Genomic DNA, 19,717 nt, shown 5'->3' on the forward strand with positions numbered 1-19,717 from the left:
TGGGGCCGCCACCCGCGCACCGACGCGCGGGTGGACAGGGCAGGACGAGCGGGGCCGGCCGCGGTGGATGAGCGGGCCGGCCCCCGACGGTGACGGGGACGATGAAGAGGGGTCTCGCAGTGGGTATCCGGTCGTGGTTCGGGTTGGAGCGGCCCGAGGCGCCCGAACCGGTGCGTCCGGGTCCCCCGACCACCGACCAGCTGCTCGGCGCGCTCGACACCGTCGAGGCCCAGGCGCGGGCCGGACGCGTGCCCGGCGTCGTGCTCTCCCGCCTGCTCCGCGTGACGCGTGTCGTGCGCGAGACGCTCCCCCGCCTCGACCAGCTCGGCCTCGGCAGCGCCCAGGGGTTCAGCGTCATGGCCACGGCCACCGACTACCTGCCCGTGGCCATCGGCAACTACCTGCGCCTGCCGCGCGACTGGGCGGACACGCGCCCGATCGCCGGCGGCAAGAGCTCGGTCATGCTGCTCGTCGACCAGCTCGACCTGCTCGGCACGACGATGGACAAGGTCGCCGACGCCGTGAACCGGGCCGACGCCGAGGCGATCATCGTGCACGGGCAGTTCCTCGAGGAGAAGTTCGGCCGGGCCTCGACGGGCGGCTCGCTCGGCCTCGGCGCACCCGACCCGGCCCCGGGCGGGCCCTCCCCCGCTGTGCCCTCGACGCCCTCGACGCCCTCGACGCCCTCGACGCTCTCAGCCCCGCCGTCGCCCTCGTCCCCCGCTCCCCTGTCCCCGCCGGAGTGACGCATGCCTGACGCACCCCGTGACCCCCGCGACCCCCGTGACCGCCGCACCGACGGCAACGACTCGCGCCTCGCCGAGAGCCTCGAGCAGCTGTCCGACGTCGCCGCCGAGGCCGGCCTCGACCCGGCCGCCGCACGCGACGAGGGGCTGCGCGTCGCCGCGGCCCTCGCCGAGGCCGTGCCCGAGGCCGCGCACGGCTGGGCCGAGGTGGCCCACCCCGGCCTCACCGACCTCGCGAGCATCAACGCCGCCTTCTTCGACGCCGCCTCGCGCGGGCGCCGCTGGCGGGCGGCCCCGACCGACCTGCTCGAGGCGCTCGTCGAGGCGCGGCACCCCCTCGCCGACGAGTACGCCGAGGCGCTGACCGAGGTGGCCTCGGCGGCCGTCATGCTCGGCACGGCCCCGATCTGGGTCATCGCCAACGCGTCGGCCGCCTCGGGCGTCTACCTCGCGGCCGCGCGCGGGGCGTCGGTGCCGGTGCCGCAGGCCCCTGCCGCGTGGCCGGCCGGCATCCCGGGGCTCGGTGCCGCCTCACCCGACCTGCTGCGCCCGTCGATCCCGGGGCCCCTCGGCCTCACCGGTCCCGCTGGGGCGCAGCCCGACCCCGCCACCCTCGCTCCGGCCGGCCAGGCCCTCACGGGCGCGGCCCCCACCGAGCCGCAGCAGCCCGCGCAGCCGGTCGAGCCCGAGAAGACGGTCGAGGAGCTGCTCGCCGAGCTCGACGACATGATCGGACTCGACCGCGTCAAGCGCGAGGTGCACCGCCAGGTCGCGCTGCTCACCGTCGAGAAGCTGCGCACCCAGGCCGGCCTCAAGGCGCCCCGGATGAGCCGGCACCTCGTCTTCGTCGGCAACCCCGGCACCGGCAAGACCACCGTCGCGCGCCTCATCGGCGGCATCTACCGCGCGCTCGCGCTGCTGCCCGAGGGCCAGCTCGTCGAGGTCGACCGCAGCGAGCTCGTCGCCGGGTACGTCGGGCAGACCGCGATCAAGACCGCTGAGGTGTGCGAGAAGGCCGACGGCGGGGTGCTCTTCGTCGACGAGGCCTACTCCCTCACCGGCGACCAGTACGCGCAGGAGGCCGTCAACACCCTCGTCAAGGAGATGGAGGACCGCCGCGAGCGCCTCGTCGTCATCGTCGCGGGCTACCCCGACCCCATGGTCGCCTTCATCTCCCAGAACCCGGGCCTCGCGAGCCGGTTCACCACGACGATCGAGTTCGACGACTACTCCGACGACGAGCTGATGCGCATCCTCGACTCCATCGCCGAGGGCAGCGACTACGAGCTCGTGCCCGAGGCCCGCGACACCGTCCGGTCGATCCTGCGGGCCACGGTGCGCTCGTCGGCCTTCGGCAACGGACGCTTCTCGCGCAACCTCTTCGAGGCCGCCGTCGCCCGCCACGCATGGCGGCTGCGCGACGCGAAGGATCCGACGCGCGACGAGCTGCGTCTACTCACCGCAGAAGACTTCACCGACCAGCCCGACGAGCCCGGCGACCCGGCCACCCCGGCACCGGACGCGTCGGATCCGGAACCGCTCAGGGCAGACCCTGATGGATCCGGTCCTGTCGGCGAGGCAGTCTCGGAGCAGCAGGACCAGCAGGACCAGCACGACGACACCCTGAACCCCCAGAGCCCGGACCCGAGCGAGGACACCGCATGAGCGCCCCGAGGACCAACATCCCCGTCGCCGTGCCGGCCGGCGCGCCCGCGGGCCGAGGCAGCACGACGGGGCCTGCCGGCAGCACCCCGCGGACCATCGCCGGCAGCCTGCCCGGGGCGCGCGGCGTCGCGGACCGGCTGCTGCACGGCACACCCGGCCGGATGCGCCTCTACGGTCTCATCGGCGTCATCGCGGCGTTGCTGCTCGGGGCCATCAGCGCCAACGCCCTGCTCGCCTCTCAGTCGGCCGTCGAGCGCGCGGCCAACAACACCGCCCAGGTGGTCCGCGCGCAGTCCATCCACGTCGACCTGCTGCGCGCCGACGCGCTCGCGACCAACGCGTTCCTCGTCGGCGGCGTCGAGTCGGCCGACTCGCGGGCCCGGTACGAGCAGGCGATGGGCGCGGTCGCCAAGGCCCTGTCCGAGGCCGCGGCCGCCCAGCCGGCCGACGGCGAGGCCCTCGGAGCCCTGTCCCAGCAGGTCCAGACCTACGTCGGGCTCGTCGAGCAGGCTCGCGCCAACAACCGCCTCAACCTGCCGATCGGCGCGCAGTACCTCACCCAGGCCAGCGACGGCCTGCGCTCGGACGCCATCCCGATCGTCGAGGCGGTCGTCAAGGCCAACGAGCAGCGCGCCGCTGCCGAGTTCGACCGCAGCAACTCGAGCTGGCAGCTGCTCGTGGGGCTCGTGTCGCTCATCGCCCTCGTCCTCATCGCCGTGTGGCTGGCCAAGCGGACCCACCGCTACCTCAACCCCTCCCTGTCGGCCGCGATCGTCATCCTCGTCGTCGGCCTGTTCGTCGCGGCGTCGACGATCGGCGGCATCGGCAACGCGACCCGCAACGTCCAGCAGGGCGACTTCCAGACCGCCGTGCAGCTCGCGGGGGTCACGACCGCCGCCAACGACGCCCGCGCCAACGAGAGCCTGACGCTCATCAAGCGCGGCTCCGGAGCGGCGTACGAGAAGAAGTGGAAGACCGACGACACCGCGGTGCGCACCGCGCTCGAGGACGTCCCGAACGGCGGGACGCTCCTGTCCGACTGGAACGCCTACCGCGACGTCCACGCCAAGGTCCGCTCGCTCGACGACAACGGCCAGTGGGACCAGGCCGTGGCCCTGTCGACGAGCATCGGGGCCGACGGTGCCGCGACGGCCTTCGCCGCCTTCGACTCGGCCGCGACCGCCCAGCGCGACGCGGCGAGCAAGAGCGCCGGCGCGAAGCTCGAGGGGCTCGGCGGCTCGGCCCCCTACTTCGCCGCCGCCCTCGCCATCGCCGCGCTCGTCGCCGCGTGGCTCGTCGTGCGCGGCTTCGGTCAGCGGATCGAGGAGTACCGATGAACGCCAACCGGCACCGCACCAGGCATGACACCAGGCGTGACACCAGGCATGACACCAAGCGCGGCATCACCCGCGCCCTGACGACGGCCGTCGCGGTCGCGACGCTCGGGGCGCTCGGCGCCTGCTCGAGCGTCACGTACGAGGCGACGCCGGTGCCGGTGAAGACGCCCACGAAGAGCTCCTCCGCCCCCGCGGTCACGCCGCAGGCGTGCGACAACGCGACCCAGTCCTACAGCCCGCTGCCGAGCCTGCCGAGCCGCGGCGAGATCACCGACTCGAGGATGCGCGACATCATCAAGCGCGGCTACCTGCGGGTCGGGGTCTCGGCCGACACCTACCTCTTCGGCGCCAACGACCCGTCGACCGGCACGCTGCAGGGCTTCGACATCGACATGGCCCGGGCCATGGCCAAGGCGATCTTCGGCGACCCGAACAAGGTGCAGCTGCGGGTCATCACGGCCGCCGACCGCCTCCCGCTGCTCGAGGCCGGCGAGCTCGACCTCGTGGCCCGCAACATGTCGATGACGTGCGACCGCTGGCAGAAGATCGCCTTCTCGGCCGAGTACTACCGCTCCGGCCAGAAGGTCCTCGTCGGCCGCAACCTGAAGAACGCCACGACGCTCTCGTTGCAGGACCTCAAGGGCAGTCGGGTCTGCGCCCCCACCGGCACCACCTCGCTGACCAAGCTCCAGCAGGTGCAGGGCCCGGTCGTCGTCACCGCACCGACGCACACCGCGTGCCTCGTGCTCTTCCAGCAGGGCAAGGCCGACGCCATCACCGGCGACGACACCGTGCTGGCCGGCCTCGCCGCGCAGGACCCGAACACCGTCGTCACCAAGGCCCCGGCCATCACCGTCGAGCCGTACGGCCTCGGCATGAACAAGGACGACGTCTACCTCGCCCGGTACGTCAACCGCGTCATCGCCGACCTCGAGGCGAGCGGCGAGTGGACCGCGATGTACGACCGCTGGCTGCGGGGCCCGCTCGGCCCCGCGCCGAAGCCGCCGACTCCGGTGTACGGACGCGCATGACGGCCGTCCCCGCACCCGTGCCGAGCCCGGGCTCCGGCGCTGCCCCCGACGCCGGCGTCGTCGCCCCCAGCGCCCCGGGCCGCCTGGGCGTGCCGGTGCAGGCTGCCGAGGCCCAGACCTACCTCTTCGCCCTGCGCGACTGGGTGGCCCAGCGCCGCGCCGACCTCGGCGAGGTCGACCGCGCCGTGCTGCGCCTGGCGCCCGCCGAGCAGGCGTCGATCACCACCGACCTCACGGTCGCGCTGACGTTCTGGAAGGCCGTCAGCGACCGGCTCGTCCTGCTCGAGACGACCTTCGACGGCGGACGCGTCGGGCCGGCGGAGGCCGAGCGGCTCTCGACGCTCATCCACGGGCGTCTCGACTCGAACACCTCCGAGCAGCTGTCGCTGCCCTCGAGCGGGTCGCTCGCGGTGAGCCTGCCCGAGGCGTGCCGCCTGCTCGACTCGCTGACGCGGACGCTGCAGGCGCGGGCCTCGCTCGCGCCCGGCGCCGCCGAGGCGAGCCAGCGCATCACGGTGGCCCGGGCGGGCCTCGAGCGGGTCCGCGACCAGGTGCCGCTCGTGCCGGCCGGCGCCCAGCGTGACGAGGCGGGCGCGAAGCTCGCGCGGCTCGACCGGCGCATGGAGGACGTCGTCGAGCGGGCCCGGCGCGGGGCCGACACCGGCGGGCTCATCGCGCCGCTCGAGATCGACATCGCCGTGCTCGAGCGCGACCTCATCGTGGCCGCCGCCGAGCGGGCCTCGGCCGCCAAGAGCCGGATCCGCACCCAGCAGCAGGTCGAGGAGCTCGACGCCCGGGCCGAGGCCATCCGGGCCCTCGAGCGGGCCTGCCTCGCGGCGATCACCCCGGCCCCGCACCTGGCCATCCCGAACGTCCGCGCCCTCGGGCCGGTGCCGCAAGGCGCCGCCGAGCTGGCCGCCTTCCGCGACAAGCTCGACCGCGTCGGCCGGGCCCTCGACCTCGCGCACGAGACGTACGCCGCCGGCCTGGCCGAGCGCGACGAGGTCGTCGGCCTCGCCGGTGCCGTCGGGGCCATGGCCGCGTCGGTGCACCTCGACCCCGAGACCGCGGCCGACGTCGCCGACCTGCGCGGGCGCCTCGACGCCGTGCTCGCGACGATGCCGCTGCCGGTGGCCCGCGCCCGGGCTCTCGCGGCGGCCTACCAGGCCTACGTCGACGCCGCGACGCGTCCCCGTCCCACCCCCAGACCGCAGAGGCAGCGTCCATGAAGTGCATGCAGCCCGGGTGCTCCGGGCAGATCGTCGACGGCTACTGCGACGTGTGCGGCATGGCCGCCGGCACGTCGCTGCCGGTCAGCACGCCCTCCACCGCCTCGGCGTCCGCGTCGGGGCCCGCCACGGCCGGCGCGTCGGGTGGCGTGTCGGCTGGTGCGTCGGGCGGCGCAGCGGGTGGGACGGTCCCGGACGGCACGCCGTGCCGCCAGCCGGGATGCTCCGGGAAGATCGACGCCGGCTACTGCGACGTCTGCGGCACCCCGGCCGCGCAGGAGGAGGTCGCCTCGCTCGCGCCGGTCGGCGGCAGCGGGCGCACCGGCAGCACAGCCGGCTCAGGCAGCTCGGCGACGGCGCCCACCGGGGGCGAGGAGACCCCGGCCGGCCCGGAGCTGTCCACGCGGTCGGCTGCCTCGAGCAACCTCGCCTCGACGGCCCTGGGCTCCAAACGGGCCCGGCAGGGCGGCAGCGTCGCCACACGGCGCACGAGCGGCTCGCAGCGCCTGCGCTCGGCGCGACTCGGCGGGGGCATCACGACGGTGCGCCCGGCACCGACGATCGACGCGTCGAAGGCGCTGCTCACCGACCCGACCGTCCCCGAGAACAAGCGGTACTGCCCCAAGTGCGGCGAGCCCGTCGGCCGCGGTCGCGACGGCAAGCCGGGGCGCACCACCGGCTTCTGCGCCAAGTGCCGGCAGCCGTTCTCCTTCGACCCCAAGCTCAAGGCGGGCGACCTCGTCGCCGGCCAGTACGAGGTCGCCGGGTGCCTGGCCCACGGTGGCCTCGGCTGGATCTACCTCGCCCGCGACAAGAACGTCTCCGACCGCTGGGTCGTGCTCAAGGGCCTGCTCAACTCGGCCGACCCCGACGCGCTCGCCGCGGCCATCGCCGAGCAGCGCTTCCTCGCCCAGGTCTCGCACCCGAGCATCGTCGAGATCTACAACTTCGTCACCCACGACGACGCCGGCTACATCGTCATGGAGTACGTCGGCGGCACCTCGCTCAAGTCGATCCTCAAGCAGCGGCTGCAGGCCGCGGGACGCTACGACCCGCTCCCCGTCGACCAGGCGCTCGCCTACCTGCTCGAGATCCTGCCGGCGTTCCAGTACCTGCACGACCTCGGGCTCGTCTTCTGCGACTTCAAGCCCGACAACATCATCCAGGTCGGCGACGAGGTCAAGCTCATCGACCTCGGCGGCGTGCGACGAGCGGACGACGAGGACTCCGCGATCTTCGGCACCGTCGGCTACCAGGCGCCCGAGGTGGCCGAGCTCGGCGTCTCGGTGGCGAGCGACATCTACACGATCGGGCGCACGCTCGTCGTGCTGACGATGGAGTTCCGCGGCTACCAGACCACCTACCTCAACACCCTCCCGCCGCAGGACTCGGTGCCGGTGTTCCAGAGGTACGACGCGTTCTACCGGCTCGTGGCCAAGGCCTGTGCGCCCAACCGCGACGACCGGTTCGTGTCGGCCGACGAGATGCGATCGCAGATGGTCGGCGTGCTGCGCGAGGTCGTCGCCCTCGACCAGGGTGCCGGCGCCGCGTCGACGACCGTCAGCTCGCTGCTCTTCGACGTGCCGACGCCGGGCACCGAGCCCGACGACTGGCGCAACCTGCCGGCGCTGCGTCGCGACCCGCACGACCCGCAGACCGGCTGGCTCAGCACCGTCACCGGGTCGCCCGCCGAGCGGCTCACCGTCCTCGAGCGCGCGGCCGCCCGCACCACCGAGGTGCTGCTCGACATCGCCCGCACCGCGCTCGACGCCGGCAAGCGCGACGTTGCCGAGTCCACGGCCACCGAGCTGCTCGCCGCCGACCCGTGGGAGTGGCGCGCCGTGTGGATCCAGGGCCTGGCCGCGCTCGAGCGGGGCGACTCCCGCGCGGCGCAGGCGGCGTTCAACGCCGTGTACGGCCAGGTGCCGGGTGAGCTCGCCCCCAAGCTCGCGCTCGCCCAGGCGTCCGAGCAGGCGGGCGACGACGCCGTGGCCGAGAACCTCTACACCGCGTGCGCCCGCACCGACTCGACGTACGTGCCGATGGCGGCCTTCGGCCTGGCCCGCATCCGTGCCCAGCGACGCGACGTCGACGGCGCCGTCGGCGCCTACCGGCTCGTGCCGCCGCAGTCGAGCGCCTTCCGCACCGCACGCGCCGGCCTGGCCGAGCTGCTCGCGCGGGCCAACCGCGGCCTGCCCGACCTCGCCGAGGCACTGCGCACCCTCGAGGACACCTCGCTGTCGGCGCGGCGCAAGGCCGAGCTGACGACGCTCATCTACCGTGAGGCGCTCGCCAAGGTGGAGAAGACCGGCACCAAGGCCGACCTGCTCCTCGGCGAGCACAAGACCACACCGACGGGGCTGCGGCTCGGGCTCGAGGAGTCGCTGCGCGAGCTGGCGCGTCGCACCCCCGACCTCGCCGAGCGCGTCCCACTCGTCGACGAGGCGAACACGATCCGACCCTGGAGCCTCTGGTGACCGACCTGCCCCCGTCCGCGCCGAGCGTGCCCGGCGTCCCTCCCGACCCTGCCGCCGCCGGGCCGAGACACCCTGCCGCCCCCGCACCGGGCTCCTCAGCCGCCGGCGTCGCCGCCTCGGACGGTGCCGCCCCTCCGAGCGGCGAGCGGTACTGCCCCGCGTGCGGCACGCCCAACCCCGCCGACGCCACCTTCTGCGAGGCGTGCGGCACCGAGCTGGCCGCGTCGGTCCTCGGCAGCGGCCTGCCGCAGGCCGCAGCACCCGAGGCCTCCGTGGCGGTCTCGGCCACACCGCAGACCGCCCCGGCCGGCGAGGAGTCGCCGCTCGATGTGGGGTGGACCGGCGCGGTGCCCTCGGCCGCGGTGGGTGGCCCCGCCGCCGAGCCCGACGACACGTGCCCGACCTGCCACCAGGGGCGCATCGTCGACGGCTGGTGCGACCGCTGCGGCTCGCCCCCGCCCAACCCCCGCGACCACTTCGCCGAGGCGCCCACCACGTGGGTGGCCGGCCTGTGCGACATCGGCCGGCGCCACTCGCGCAACGAGGACGCGATGTCGCTGAGCGCCGACGAGGCGCCGGGCTCCCGCGCCGTGATCGTCGTCTGCGACGGCGTCTCGATGGCCACCGACTCGCACATCGCCTCGCTCGCCGCGGCGAATGCCGCCCGGTCCGTGCTCGACCAGCCGTTCCCGCGCGGCGCCGGCACGCCCGAGGCGTGGGCGGCCACCGCGGCGCGAGCCCTCACGGCCGCGGTGACCCGCGCCAACGAGGCGGTCACCGAGGCCGTCGTCGACGACGTGCCCAACCCGCCGTCGTGCACCTTCGTCGCGGCCGTCGTCGAGGACGGCGTGGTCGTGGCCGGCAACGTCGGCGACAGCCGGGCCTACTGGCTGCCCGACGCCGACGCCGAGCCCGCCCGACAGCTCGGCCAGGACGACTCGTTCGCCCAGGAGCAGATGGCCGCCGGCGTGCCGCGCGCGGAGGCCGAGACCGGCCCGCACGCGCACTCGATCACCCGCTGGCTCGGCCGCGACGCCCCCGACGACCTGACGCCGCACCTGACGACGTTCACGGCAACGCCCGGCTGGCTGCTCGTCTGCTCCGACGGCCTGTGGAACTACCGCTCCGAGGCCGAGGACCTGCGTGCCCTGCTGCGCGAGAGCGTGGCCCGCGTCGGTGACGCGCCGGCCGACCTGGCCCGCGCCCTCGTCGACTTCGCGAACGAGCAGGGCGGCCGGGACAACATCACGGTTGCCCTCGCCAGACTGGCTGGGCAAGGATCGACAGTGAACGACGGCGCGACACCAGGCGCGCCCGAGGAAGGGGACCCGATCGATGGCTGACTTCACCGCAGAGGTGTTCCAGAACGAGTTCCTGCCCGACGGCGGCACCGACGTGCACGCGATCGTGCGCATCACGTCGTCGGGTGCGTCGGCCGGGGCCTCAGCCGGGCTCGCCGACCCCGGTTCGGCGGCGGAGGTCATCCTCATCGACACGTCCGGCTCGATGGGCCGACGCGGCGTCTCGGCAGCGGGCGAGGCCGCCAAGGCCGCCCTCGCCGAGATCGTCGACGGCACGCTGTTCTCCGTCGTCGCCGGCAACGGCACCGCGCAGATCGTCTACCCGTACAGCCACCAGGGCGCGCTCGTGCCGATGTCGTCGCAGACGCGGGCCGAGGCGGGGCGGGCCATCGACGGGCTGCGCGCCAACGGTGGCACGGCGATGGGCACGTGGCTGACCCTCGCCCGGCAGATCTTCGAGACCGTCCCGCACGTGACGAAGCGCCACGCGATCCTGCTCACCGACGGCGTCAACGAGGGCGAGACCCCTGCCTCGCTGCAGGCCGCGGTCCGCGGCTGCCTCGGCGCCTTCCAGTGCGACTGCCGCGGCGTCGGCGACCAGTGGCGCGTCGACGAGGTGCGTGGCATCGCCTCGGCCCTGCTCGGCACCGTCGACCTCATCCCGGCACCCGAGGAGATGGCCGCCGAGTTCGAGGCCATGATGCGCGCGTCGATGTCGCGCGGCGTCGCCAACGCCGAGCTGCGCGTCTGGGTGCCGCAGGGCGCCGAGCTGCTCTTCGTCAAGCAGGTGTCCCCGACGCTCGAGGACCTCACGCCGCGGCGCCAGGCGATCAACCCGCTGACCAACGCCTACCCCACCGGCGCGTGGAGCGACGAGAGCCGCGACTACCACGTCGCCGTCCGGCTCCCGGCGCGCACGCTCGGCCAGGAGCAGCTCGCCGCGCGCGTGCAGATCTCGCTCGGGTCCGACCCGCTCGCGCAGGGCCTCGTCAAGGCCAAGTGGAGCAACGACGACTCGCTGACCACCCGCATCGACCCCGCCGTCGCCGCCTACACCGGCCAGGCCGAGCTCGCCACGGTCATCCAGGAGGGCCTCGCCGCCAAGGCCGCCGGCCAGGACGACGTCGCCACCTCGAAGCTCGGCCGCGCCGTGCAGCTGGCCGGCCTCACCGGCAACGACGAGATGACCTCGCGGCTGCGCAAGGTCGTCGAGATCGACGACGCCGACACCGGCACCGTCCGCCTCAAGAAGGGCGCGAGCAAGATCGACGAGATGTCGCTCGACACCGCCTCGACGAAGACGAGCCGGGTGCGCCGATGAGCGCGGTCTGCCCCAACGGCCACACGTCGGAGGCCGACGACTACTGCGACACGTGCGGGTCGCCGATCGACGCGTCGGCCCAGCCGGCCGCGTCGGCCGCCCCCGCTGCGTCCGGCGCCTCCGTGGCGTCGGCTGCGTCGGCTGCTTCGAGCGCGTCGGCTGCGTCGGGCGCGGGTTCGCCGGCGCCCCAGGGCGGCTCGGCTGCCGGGAGCCGCTCCTCGCTCGACCTCGACCCTCCGGGTGCGACCGAGCAGGCGGCGCCGGCGGCACCCGCCGAGCCGGCGGCCCCCACCGCCCTCGCGTGCCCGAACTGCGGCACCGAGAACGCCGACGGCGCGCTGTTCTGCGAGGCCTGCGGCTACGACTTCACGACCGGCGCGATGCCGCGCGACGCCGGTGGCGGCGATGCGTCGGCCTCCGCGGCCGCGGCCGCGGCCGCGGGCCAGGCTCCGGGCGCAGCGACGGGTGCGACGGCGGGCGCAGCGGGTGGTAGCGGGGGTACCGCGGCCGAGCCGTTCGAGTGGCTCGCCGAGGTGTGGGTCGACCCCGACTGGTACCAGACCCAGGAGGCCGAGGACCCCTGCCCGTCACCGGGGCTGCCGGTCATCATGCCCCTGCGGCACAAGAGCGTCCTCCTCGGCCGGGTGTCCACGAGCCGCAACACCCACCCCGAGATCGACCTGTCGTCCGACCCGGGCGTCAGCCGCCGCCACGCGCAGCTGACCACCGACGGCACGCGCTGGTTCGTCGAGGACCTCGGCAGCTCGAACGGCACGTACGTCGGGCCGGCATCGGGGCCGCTCCCGGAGCACGCCATCGCCGTCGGCCCGAAGACCGAGCTCGGCGACGACGACCGCCTCTACGTCGGGGCGTGGACGCGCGTCGTCGTGCGGCGCGCGACGCCTGACGAGGTCGACACCTACGCCTGAGGCACCCGTCCGGTCGACGCCCGTCGCCCCGGGTCAGCAGCCACACCCGACGCCGTCCCCGCCAGTCAGCGGGGGCGGCGTCGCGCGTCGAAGAGGGTGCGGGTCGAGTGCGCCACGAGCGGCTCTGCGCGGCGCAGCTGCGCGTCGAGGCCGCGCAGCACGTCCTCGTAGCGCTCCACGCCGAAGTCTGGCACCCACCAGACGCACTTCCGCAGCGTCCACACGACGGCGCCGATGTCGTGGAACTCGATGCGGCAGCGGGCGGTTCGCAGGTCGAGCACCTCGAGACCTGCAGCATCGGCAGCGGCCGCCTCCGCGTGCGGGTCACGGCCGCGCCGGGCCTCGGCCTGCGGGCCGAGGAAGGCCTCGACGAGCTCGAACGCCGACGCCGGGCCCACGTGCTGGGCCAGGTAGGTACCGCCGTCGACGAGGACCCGCGCCACCTCCTCCCAGGACGGGCGCACCGGGTGGCGGCTCGTCACGAGGTCGACCGACGCGTCCGGCACCGGCAGCGGCTCCCCCGGGGCCGCGTCGAGCACGTCGACGCCGAAGCGTGCCAGCGCGCGTCGGGCCACGGCCGCGTTGGGCGCCCACCCCTCCGTCGCGGCGAGGCGTGGCGGCAGCGTCGCGGCCGACTCGAGCGCCTCGACCAGGACCTCGCCGCCACCCGTGTCGAGGTCGAGCGCCGAGGTCGCCGCGGACAGCCGTTCGGCGAGGAGCCGGACGTAGCCCCACGGGGGCCGCTCCTCCGTGGCCCGGCCCTCGAGCCAGCCGAAGCCCCAGCCGGTCACGTCGGCGGCCTCGGCCTCGGCGACGAGCTCTTCGTAGGTGCGCACGGGCGCCATCCTTCCGGTGGCGTCAACCGGATTCCGACAGCCACGGCCCTGACCCGCGCCGGCGGCCACTCGGCGTCAACTTGAACGTCACCTGAAGTCCGGCGACATTCCCGGCATCGGCGGCCTAAGGTGTCCGATGTGAGCGAACGGGCCTTCCTCCACGGCGCCGTCGACACCCCGCAGGTCATCGTCGTCACCGGTGTCATGGCTGCGGGCAAGTCGACCGTGTCACAGCTGCTCTCCGAACGGTTCAGCCGCGCCGTGCACCTGCGCGGCGACGAGTTCCGGCGCGTGGTGGTGCGCGGCCGGGTCGACATGTCGCCGCACGGCGACCCCGAGGCCGAGCGGCAGCTGGCCCTGCGGCACCGGATCACGGCACGTACGGCCGACGCGTACGCCGACGCCGGGTTCACGGTCGTCGTCCAGGACCTCTTCGTCGGCACGAGCCTCATGCCCTTCCTCGAGCAGGTGAGTGCCCGGCCGCTCAGCCTCGTCATGCTCGCGCCGGACGTCGGCACGGTGATGCAGCGCGAGGCCGAGCGGGTCAAGGTCGGCTACGGCGACCTCTGGTCCATCCGCGACTTCGACGCCAAGGTGCGCACCGAGACGCCGCACATCGGGCTCTGGCTCGACAGCTCGCAGCAGACCCCCGAGGAGACCGTCGAGGAGATCGTGTCGCGGCTGCCCGAGGCGAGGATCGCCTGAGATGTCCGGCCTCACCATCGGGCAGGTGGCCGAGCGCACCGGCGTCGCCACCTCCGCCCTGCGCTACTGGGAGGAGCTCGGGCTCGTGACGTCGGACCGCACCACCGGCAACCAGCGACGCTTCGAGCGCGCGACGATCCGACGCGTCTCCTTCATCCGGGCGGCGCAGCGGGTGGGCCTGTCCCTCGAGGAGATCGCGGCCTCCCTGTCGACGCTGCCCGACGGCCGGACCCCGACGGCGAGCGACTGGGCGCGCCTGTCGCGCTCGTGGCGCCCGCGTCTCGACGAGCAGATCCGCCGTATCGAGAAGCTGCGCGACCAGCTCGACTCGTGCATCGGCTGCGGCTGCCTCTCACTGCGCACGTGCGCCCTCAACAACCCCTCGGACGTCCTCGCCGAGCACGGCCCAGGGCCCGTCCTCCTCGAACCCTGACGCGTCGGGGCCGGACCCGTCACCCACGGCGCGCTTGGCCCGTTGTGACTGGAGGTCCGCACGCTTCTCCTGCGGCCGGTGGCCCGGCCGCACGAGAAGGAGGTCCGACCATGACCGCTGCGCCGCATGCCGGCGACCCCCCGTCCGTCCGGCCGTCGCCGGCGTCTTCTGCCCGGCTGGGGCCGCCGTGCCCGGTCGCGGCGACCGAAGCCCCGGCGCTCGGCTGAGCTCGTAGGTTCATGGTGGGGCTCCTTGTGCTGACGGATGCTCGGGCCGGACCACCGTTGGTGCCCGGCTCGCCCCGAGGGGGCGTGGTCCCAAGACTCCGGGTGCCCCCCAACCACTCGCTAACCAGTCGCTGACAAGGCGCGCTCCGTGCGCCCGGTCCCACCGGTCACGAGGAGACCCCGCCGTCCGCTGGGACGACGGGGCCTCCGGTCGTGCTGTTACCTGCCGGCCTTCGAGGGTCAGTCGTGGCTCGGGTCGGCCGGGACGGCGTCGTCGGGGGCCGGGACCCCCGGGCCACCGCCTGGACCGGGAACCGCTGCACCGACGCCGGCCAGCTCGGGCGGCCCGCCGGCGGTCGCCGCCTCCTCGGCGTCGAGGTCGGCTGCCGCACCGGCGAACTGTGCCTGGTAGAGCCGCGCGTACGCGCCGTCGCGTGCGAGCAGCTCGGCGTGCGAACCCTGCTCGACGATCCGGCCGTCCTCCATGACGAGGATCAGGTCGGCGTCGCGGATCGTCGAGAGACGGTGCGCGATGACGAAGCTCGTGCGGTCCGAGCGCAGCGCCGCCATGGCCTGCTGCACGAGCAGCTCGGTGCGGGTGTCGACCGAGCTCGTCGCCTCGTCGAGGATGAGCAGCGCCGGGTCGGACAGGAACGCCCGCGCGATCGTCACGAGCTGCTTCTCGCCGGCGGAGATGTTGCTCGCCTCGTCGTCGAGGACGGTGTCGTAGCCGTCGGGCAGCGAGTGCACGAACCGGTCGACGTACGTCGCGCGAGCCGCCTCGAGCACCTCCTCCTGGCTCGCCCCGGGGCGGCCGTAGGCGATGTTGTCGCGGATCGTGCCGCCGAAGAGCCAGGTGTCCTGCAGCACCATGCCGATCCGCGAGCGGAGGCCGTGCCGCGTCAGGTCGCGGATGTCGACGCCGTCGAGCGTGATCCGCCCGCCGTCGAGCTCGTAGAACCGCATGATGAGGTTGACGAGCGTCGTCTTTCCGGCGCCGGTCGGGCCGACGATCGCGACGGTCTGGCCGGGGCTCACCGACAGGTCGAGGTTCTCGATGAGCGGCTGGTCGGGGACGTAGCTGAACGAGACGTCCTCGAAGGCCACCGCGCCGTGCGGGTCCTCGATCGTCACCGGGCTGCCGGCGTCGGGCTCCTGCTCCTCGGCGTCGAGCACCTCGAAGACGCGCTCGGCCGACGCGACGCCCGACTGCAGCACGTTGGCCATCGACGCCACCTGCGTGAGCGGCTGCGTGAACTGGCGGGAGTACTGGATGAACGCCTGGACGTCGCCGAGGCTCATCGAGCCGCTCGCCACGCGCAGGCCACCGACGACGGCGACGAGCACGTAGTTGAGGTTCCCGATGAACATCATCGTCGGCATGATGATGCCGCTGATGAACTGCGCGCCGAACGAGGCCTGGAACAGCTCGTCGTTCTTGGTCCGGAACGAGGCCTGGGCCTCCTTCTGGCGACCGAAGACCTTGACGACGCCGTGGCCGGTGAAGGTCTCCTCGATGATGCCGTTGAGCTCGCCGGTGTTGCGCCACTGCTGGATGAACAGCTTCTGCGAGCGCTTGCCGATGGCCGCCGTGACCATGACCGAGATCGGGATCGTGACGAGCGCGATGAGCGCGAGCAGCCACGAGATCCAGAACATCATCGCGAGCACCGCGACGACGGTGAGCAGCGAGGTGAGCAGCTGGGAGAGCGTCTGCTGCAGCGACATCGCGATGTTGTCGATGTCGTTGGTGACGCGCGAGAGCACCTCGCCGCGCGGCTGCCGGTCGAAGTAGGGCAGCGGCAGGCGGTTGAGCTTGGCCTCGACGTCCTGGCGCAGCCGGAACATCGTGCGCTGGAGCAGCCCCTGCAGGATCCAGCCCTGGACCCACATGAGGAACGAGGCGACGGCGAACAGGGCGACGACGAGCAGAAGCACGCTCTTGAGCGCCTCGAAGTCGATGCCGACGCCGGGCGTGAAGTCGACGTTCGACAGCAGCTCGGCCTGGGTCGTGTTGCCCGACGCCCGGACCGCTGCGACCGCCTGGTCCTTCGTGGTGCCCGGCGGGAACTTCTCCCCCACGAACGTGCCGATCGACCCGGCGAAGATGATGTCGGTGGCCCGACCGAGGATCTTGGGCCCGATCGAGCTGAGCGTCACGCTGACGACGGCGAGCGCCACGACGACGACGAGCTTGGCGCGCTCGGGCCGCAGCAGGCCGAGCAGGCGCTTGGCCGACGGCCCGAAGTCGAGCGACTTCTCGGCCGGCTGGCCCATCTGCATGTGCGGCGGTCCGCCGCGACGGGCCGGTCCCCGACGCGCCTCGGCGGCCTTCTCCTCCGCGCTCTTGACTCCCTCGGCCATCAGGCCGCCTCCTCCGCGCTGCGCTGGGACTCGACGATCTCCTGGTAGGTCTCACAGGAGTCGAGGAGCTGGTCGTGGGTGCCCGTGCCGACGACGCGGCCGTCCTCGAGCACGACGATGTGGTCGGCGTCGACGATCGTCGACACGCGCTGGGCCACGATGACGACGGCGCTGTCGCGGGTGACGGGCCGCAGCGCCTGCCGCAGCCGCGCGTCGGTCGACAGGTCGAGGGCCGAGAACGAGTCGTCGAACAGGTAGACGTCGGGCCGCTTGACGACGGCCCGCGCGATGGCGAGGCGCTGGCGCTGGCCGCCCGAGACGTTGGTGCCGCCCTGGGCGATCGGCGCGTCGAGCCCGCCCTCCATGCGCTCGACGAAGTCGGCGGCCTGCGCGATCCGAAGCGCGTCCCACAGCTCCTCGTCGGTGGCGTCGGGGTTGCCGTACCGCAGGTTCGAGGCGACCGTGCCGCTGAACAGGTACGGCTTCTGCGGCACGAGCCCGATGCGCGACCACAGCTCCTCGAGCGAGAGGTCGCGCACGTCGACGCCGCCGACCTTGACCCGGCCGGACGACACGTCGAACAGGCGTGGGATGAGGCCGATGAGGGTCGTCTTGCCGGCACCGGTCGAGCCGATGATGGCCGTGGTGCGGCCGGGCTCGGCGACGAGGCTGACGTCGTGCAGCACGGCGTTCTCGGCGCCCGGGTAGTGGAAGTCGACGTCGACGAGCTCGACGCCGGCCCGGGCGGCCTTGATCGGCAGCGGCTGCACCGACTCGCCGACCGAGGACGTCGTGCCGAGGACCTCCTGGATGCGGCCGGCCGAGACGGCCGCGCGCGGGATCATCGTGGCCATGAAGGTCGCCATCATGACGCCCATGAGGATCTGGATCAGGTAGGACAGGAACGCCGTCAGCGCGCCGATCTGCATGTCGCCCGTCGCGATGCGGTGCGCACCGAACCAGAGCACCGCGACGGACGAGATGTTGAAGATGAACATGACGATCGGGAAGACGAGCGCCATGAGTCGCCCGACGCGCAGGCCCGCCTCCGTCAGCGTGCCGTTGGCCTCGGCGAAGCGCTCCTCCTCGTGGCCCTCGCGGACGAACGCGCGCACGACACGGATGCCGGTGATCTGCTCTCGCAGAACGCGGTTCACGCCGTCGAGGGACTTCTGCATCCGCCCGAACCACGGCACCATCCGCCAGATGACGAGGCCGACGCAGGCGCCGAGCAGCGGCACCGCGACGGCGACGAGCCACGACAGCCCGACGTCCTCGCGCAGCGCCATGATGACGCCGCCGACCATCATGATCGGCGTCGTGACGAGCAGGGCGAACGACATGAACGTCACCATCTGCACCTGGGTGACGTCGTTGGTGTTGCGCGAGATCAGCGTCGGGGCGCCGAACTTCGCGACCTCCTGGGCCGAGTAGTCGACGACGGTGCCGAAGATGTTGGCGCGCAGGTCGCGGCCCATGCCCATGGCGACCTTCGCGGCGAGGTAGGTGGCCCCGACCGCGGCGGCGATCTGCACGATGCTGACTCCGAGCATCAGGGCGCCGTGGCGCAGGATGAAGCCGGTGTCACCGACCGCCACGCCCTCGTCGATGATCTCGCCGTTGAGGCTGGGCAGGTAGAGGGAGGCGAGGGTGCTGACGAGCTGGAGCAGCACGATGAGCGTGATCTCGCCCCCGTAGGGCCGCAGATGGCTGCGGAGCAGTCGCATCAACATGCGTGTGCCTTTCGGTGGGTGCGGTCGGTGGAGAGGTTCGTGGGGTGCGGGCCGGGGCGCGGGGGCGGATCGGTGCCCGCCAGCGGGTGTCGGCCGGTGGTGGACGCTACGACCTCACGCCGGGTGAGGGTCAACGGCTTTTCCATGCCGACGCGCCCCCTTCCCGTGGTCTGTGTCGTCGTCGGTGTCGCGGTCAATGCCTCTGTCGCTGAGGGCGTCGGGGGCGCCGCCCAGCTGTTCGTAGAGCTCGACGATGGCCAGGCCGCTGCCCGAGGGCGCGGCGCGCACGACGAGGCCGTAGAGGACCGTGTCGACGATCTCCTCGGGAGTCAGCGTCAGGCCGTCGGCGATGCCGGGGTGGCTGCCGGAGAAGCAGAGCAGCCGGATGCGGTGCACGACGTCGCGCGCCGGCACGACGAAGGTGTCGGTCTCGCCGATGACGAGCTCGTGGACGGTGTCGAGGAGCGGCTGGTGCGGCTCGCAGTCCTCGGCGCCCTCGTCGGTCGCCCCTCGCAGGTGGTGTCCGGCGGCGTAGCAGGCCAGGTGCGGCCCGCGGTTCGGCGGCTCGGTCAGGCCGAGCGCGCCCATGAGCCCGAACACCTCGGTGAACCGGCGCTGCATGATCGAGGTGAAGGCGACGAGCCGGTCGCGGACCGGCAGGTCGGTGCCGATGGCCGCGATGCAGCGGCGCACCGGTGCGGGGCAGAACGCGGTCTGCACCGCCTCGTCCTGGAGCGCGTCCTTGGTGGCGAAGACCCGGAAGATGGTGCCCTCCGCGACGCCGGCCTCCCGGGCGATCTCGCTCGTCGTCGGCGTACGGCCCTCCCGGTGCGCGAGGTCGAGGAAGACGCCGATGAGGGCCTCCCGGCGGTCGTCCGGGTGCATGGGCGCGGCGCGCCCCGTTCGCTGTCGCACCGGACCATCATGAATGAGTGAGCACTCACTCACAAGTCATTTCCGCCCAGAGCGTGCCCCTCCCAATCGAGAGAGCACTCCGTCACCCCCTCCCCCAATCGAGAGAGCACTCCGTCACCTCTCCCACAACCGAGAGAGCACTCCGTCACCCCCTCCCACAACCGAGAGAGCACTCCGTCACCTCCTCCCCCAATCGAGAGAGCACTCCGTCCCCCCTCCCACAACCGAGAGAGCACTCCGTCACCCCCTCCCCCAATCGAGAGAGCACTCCGTCACCTCCTCCTCCAATCGAGAGAGCACTGCGTCACCTCTCCCCACAACCGAGAGGGCACTGTCGTCCGCCTGGTCGCGCTGCGGAGGGGACGAAGTGCTCTTTCGATCGGGCACTGGACGGCGGATTCAAGTGGTCGTCGCAACGCCCGTGTGAAGGGGGTTGTCAATGGTGGATTCGGTGGTGCGGCAGGGTCG

General features: G+C 73.2%; 15 protein-coding genes. 11 read left to right on the forward strand and 4 right to left on the reverse strand.

Annotation, left to right across the window (positions count from 1 at the left end):
* The first annotated feature begins 119 nt into the window (after window positions 1–119).
* From AC3A5R_RS22885 to AC3A5R_RS22925, 9 genes are read left to right on the forward strand one after another with little or no spacing between them, the layout of a single operon-like run.
* Window positions 120–746 carry a hypothetical protein gene (locus AC3A5R_RS22885; RefSeq protein ID WP_487623079.1) on the forward strand — a complete coding sequence of 209 codons (627 nt, stop codon included), beginning with the start codon at window positions 120–122 and terminating at the stop codon, window positions 744–746.
* Between the two features lie 3 nt (window positions 747–749).
* A complete protein-coding gene (locus tag AC3A5R_RS22890; RefSeq protein ID WP_487623080.1) occupies window positions 750–2,411 on the forward strand; it encodes an AAA family ATPase in 1,662 nt (553 codons plus the stop codon).
* Window positions 2,408–3,748, forward strand: coding sequence for a hypothetical protein (locus AC3A5R_RS22895; RefSeq protein ID WP_487623081.1), 1,341 nt, complete (start codon window positions 2,408–2,410; stop codon window positions 3,746–3,748). Before AC3A5R_RS22890 ends, AC3A5R_RS22895 begins: the two co-directional genes overlap by 4 nt.
* A complete protein-coding gene (locus AC3A5R_RS22900; RefSeq protein WP_487623082.1) occupies window positions 3,745–4,779 on the forward strand; it encodes a glutamate ABC transporter substrate-binding protein in 1,035 nt (344 codons plus the stop codon). The genes AC3A5R_RS22895 and AC3A5R_RS22900 overlap by 4 nt, the downstream gene beginning before the upstream one ends.
* Complete coding sequence (locus AC3A5R_RS22905; RefSeq protein ID WP_487623083.1) at window positions 4,776–6,008, forward strand: hypothetical protein; 1,233 nt, start codon at window positions 4,776–4,778, stop codon at window positions 6,006–6,008. The genes AC3A5R_RS22900 and AC3A5R_RS22905 overlap by 4 nt, the downstream gene beginning before the upstream one ends.
* Window positions 6,005–8,485, forward strand: a complete 2,481-nt coding sequence (locus AC3A5R_RS22910) for a serine/threonine-protein kinase (protein WP_487623084.1) — start codon at window positions 6,005–6,007, stop codon at window positions 8,483–8,485. Before AC3A5R_RS22905 ends, AC3A5R_RS22910 begins: the two co-directional genes overlap by 4 nt.
* Entirely contained in the window at window positions 8,482–9,828 is a 1,347-nt protein-coding gene (locus AC3A5R_RS22915) for a PP2C family protein-serine/threonine phosphatase (protein ID WP_487623085.1), read from the forward strand. The genes AC3A5R_RS22910 and AC3A5R_RS22915 overlap by 4 nt, the downstream gene beginning before the upstream one ends.
* Window positions 9,821–11,107: a VWA domain-containing protein gene (locus tag AC3A5R_RS22920; protein WP_487623086.1), complete on the forward strand. Its 1,287-nt coding sequence runs from the start codon at window positions 9,821–9,823 to the stop codon at window positions 11,105–11,107. The genes AC3A5R_RS22915 and AC3A5R_RS22920 overlap by 8 nt, the downstream gene beginning before the upstream one ends.
* Window positions 11,104–12,036, forward strand: coding sequence for an FHA domain-containing protein (locus tag AC3A5R_RS22925; RefSeq protein ID WP_487623087.1), 933 nt, complete (start codon window positions 11,104–11,106; stop codon window positions 12,034–12,036). The genes AC3A5R_RS22920 and AC3A5R_RS22925 overlap by 4 nt, the downstream gene beginning before the upstream one ends.
* A 65-nt stretch (window positions 12,037–12,101) precedes the next feature.
* Here the strand turns inward: AC3A5R_RS22925 and AC3A5R_RS22930 are convergent, their stop codons facing one another.
* Window positions 12,102–12,872 carry a methyltransferase domain-containing protein gene (locus AC3A5R_RS22930; RefSeq protein WP_487623088.1) on the reverse strand — a complete coding sequence of 257 codons (771 nt, stop codon included), beginning with the start codon at window positions 12,870–12,872 and terminating at the stop codon, window positions 12,102–12,104.
* Between the two features lie 138 nt (window positions 12,873–13,010).
* Between AC3A5R_RS22930 and AC3A5R_RS22935 the strand changes: the two genes are divergently transcribed.
* Window positions 13,011–13,577: an AAA family ATPase gene (locus tag AC3A5R_RS22935; protein ID WP_487623089.1), complete on the forward strand. Its 567-nt coding sequence runs from the start codon at window positions 13,011–13,013 to the stop codon at window positions 13,575–13,577.
* Window position 13,578: 1 nt separating this feature from the next.
* Complete coding sequence (gene soxR, locus AC3A5R_RS22940; RefSeq protein WP_487623090.1) at window positions 13,579–14,010, forward strand: redox-sensitive transcriptional activator SoxR; 432 nt, start codon at window positions 13,579–13,581, stop codon at window positions 14,008–14,010.
* A 467-nt stretch (window positions 14,011–14,477) separates the two neighbouring features.
* Here the strand turns inward: soxR and AC3A5R_RS22945 are convergent, their stop codons facing one another.
* From AC3A5R_RS22945 to AC3A5R_RS22955, 3 genes are all read right to left on the reverse strand, one after another.
* Window positions 14,478–16,601 carry an ABC transporter ATP-binding protein gene (locus tag AC3A5R_RS22945; RefSeq protein WP_487623091.1) on the reverse strand — a complete coding sequence of 708 codons (2,124 nt, stop codon included), beginning with the start codon at window positions 16,599–16,601 and terminating at the stop codon, window positions 14,478–14,480.
* A complete protein-coding gene (locus tag AC3A5R_RS22950; RefSeq protein ID WP_487623092.1) occupies window positions 16,601–18,334 on the reverse strand; it encodes an ABC transporter ATP-binding protein in 1,734 nt (577 codons plus the stop codon). Before AC3A5R_RS22950 ends, AC3A5R_RS22945 begins: the two co-directional genes overlap by 1 nt.
* Before the next feature lie 114 nt (window positions 18,335–18,448).
* Window positions 18,449–19,249, reverse strand: a complete 801-nt coding sequence (locus AC3A5R_RS22955; protein ID WP_487623093.1) for a TetR/AcrR family transcriptional regulator — start codon at window positions 19,247–19,249, stop codon at window positions 18,449–18,451.
* Between the last annotated feature and the right edge of the window lie 468 nt (window positions 19,250–19,717).

The organism is Intrasporangium sp. Soil_C_50, from assembly GCF_057656595.1.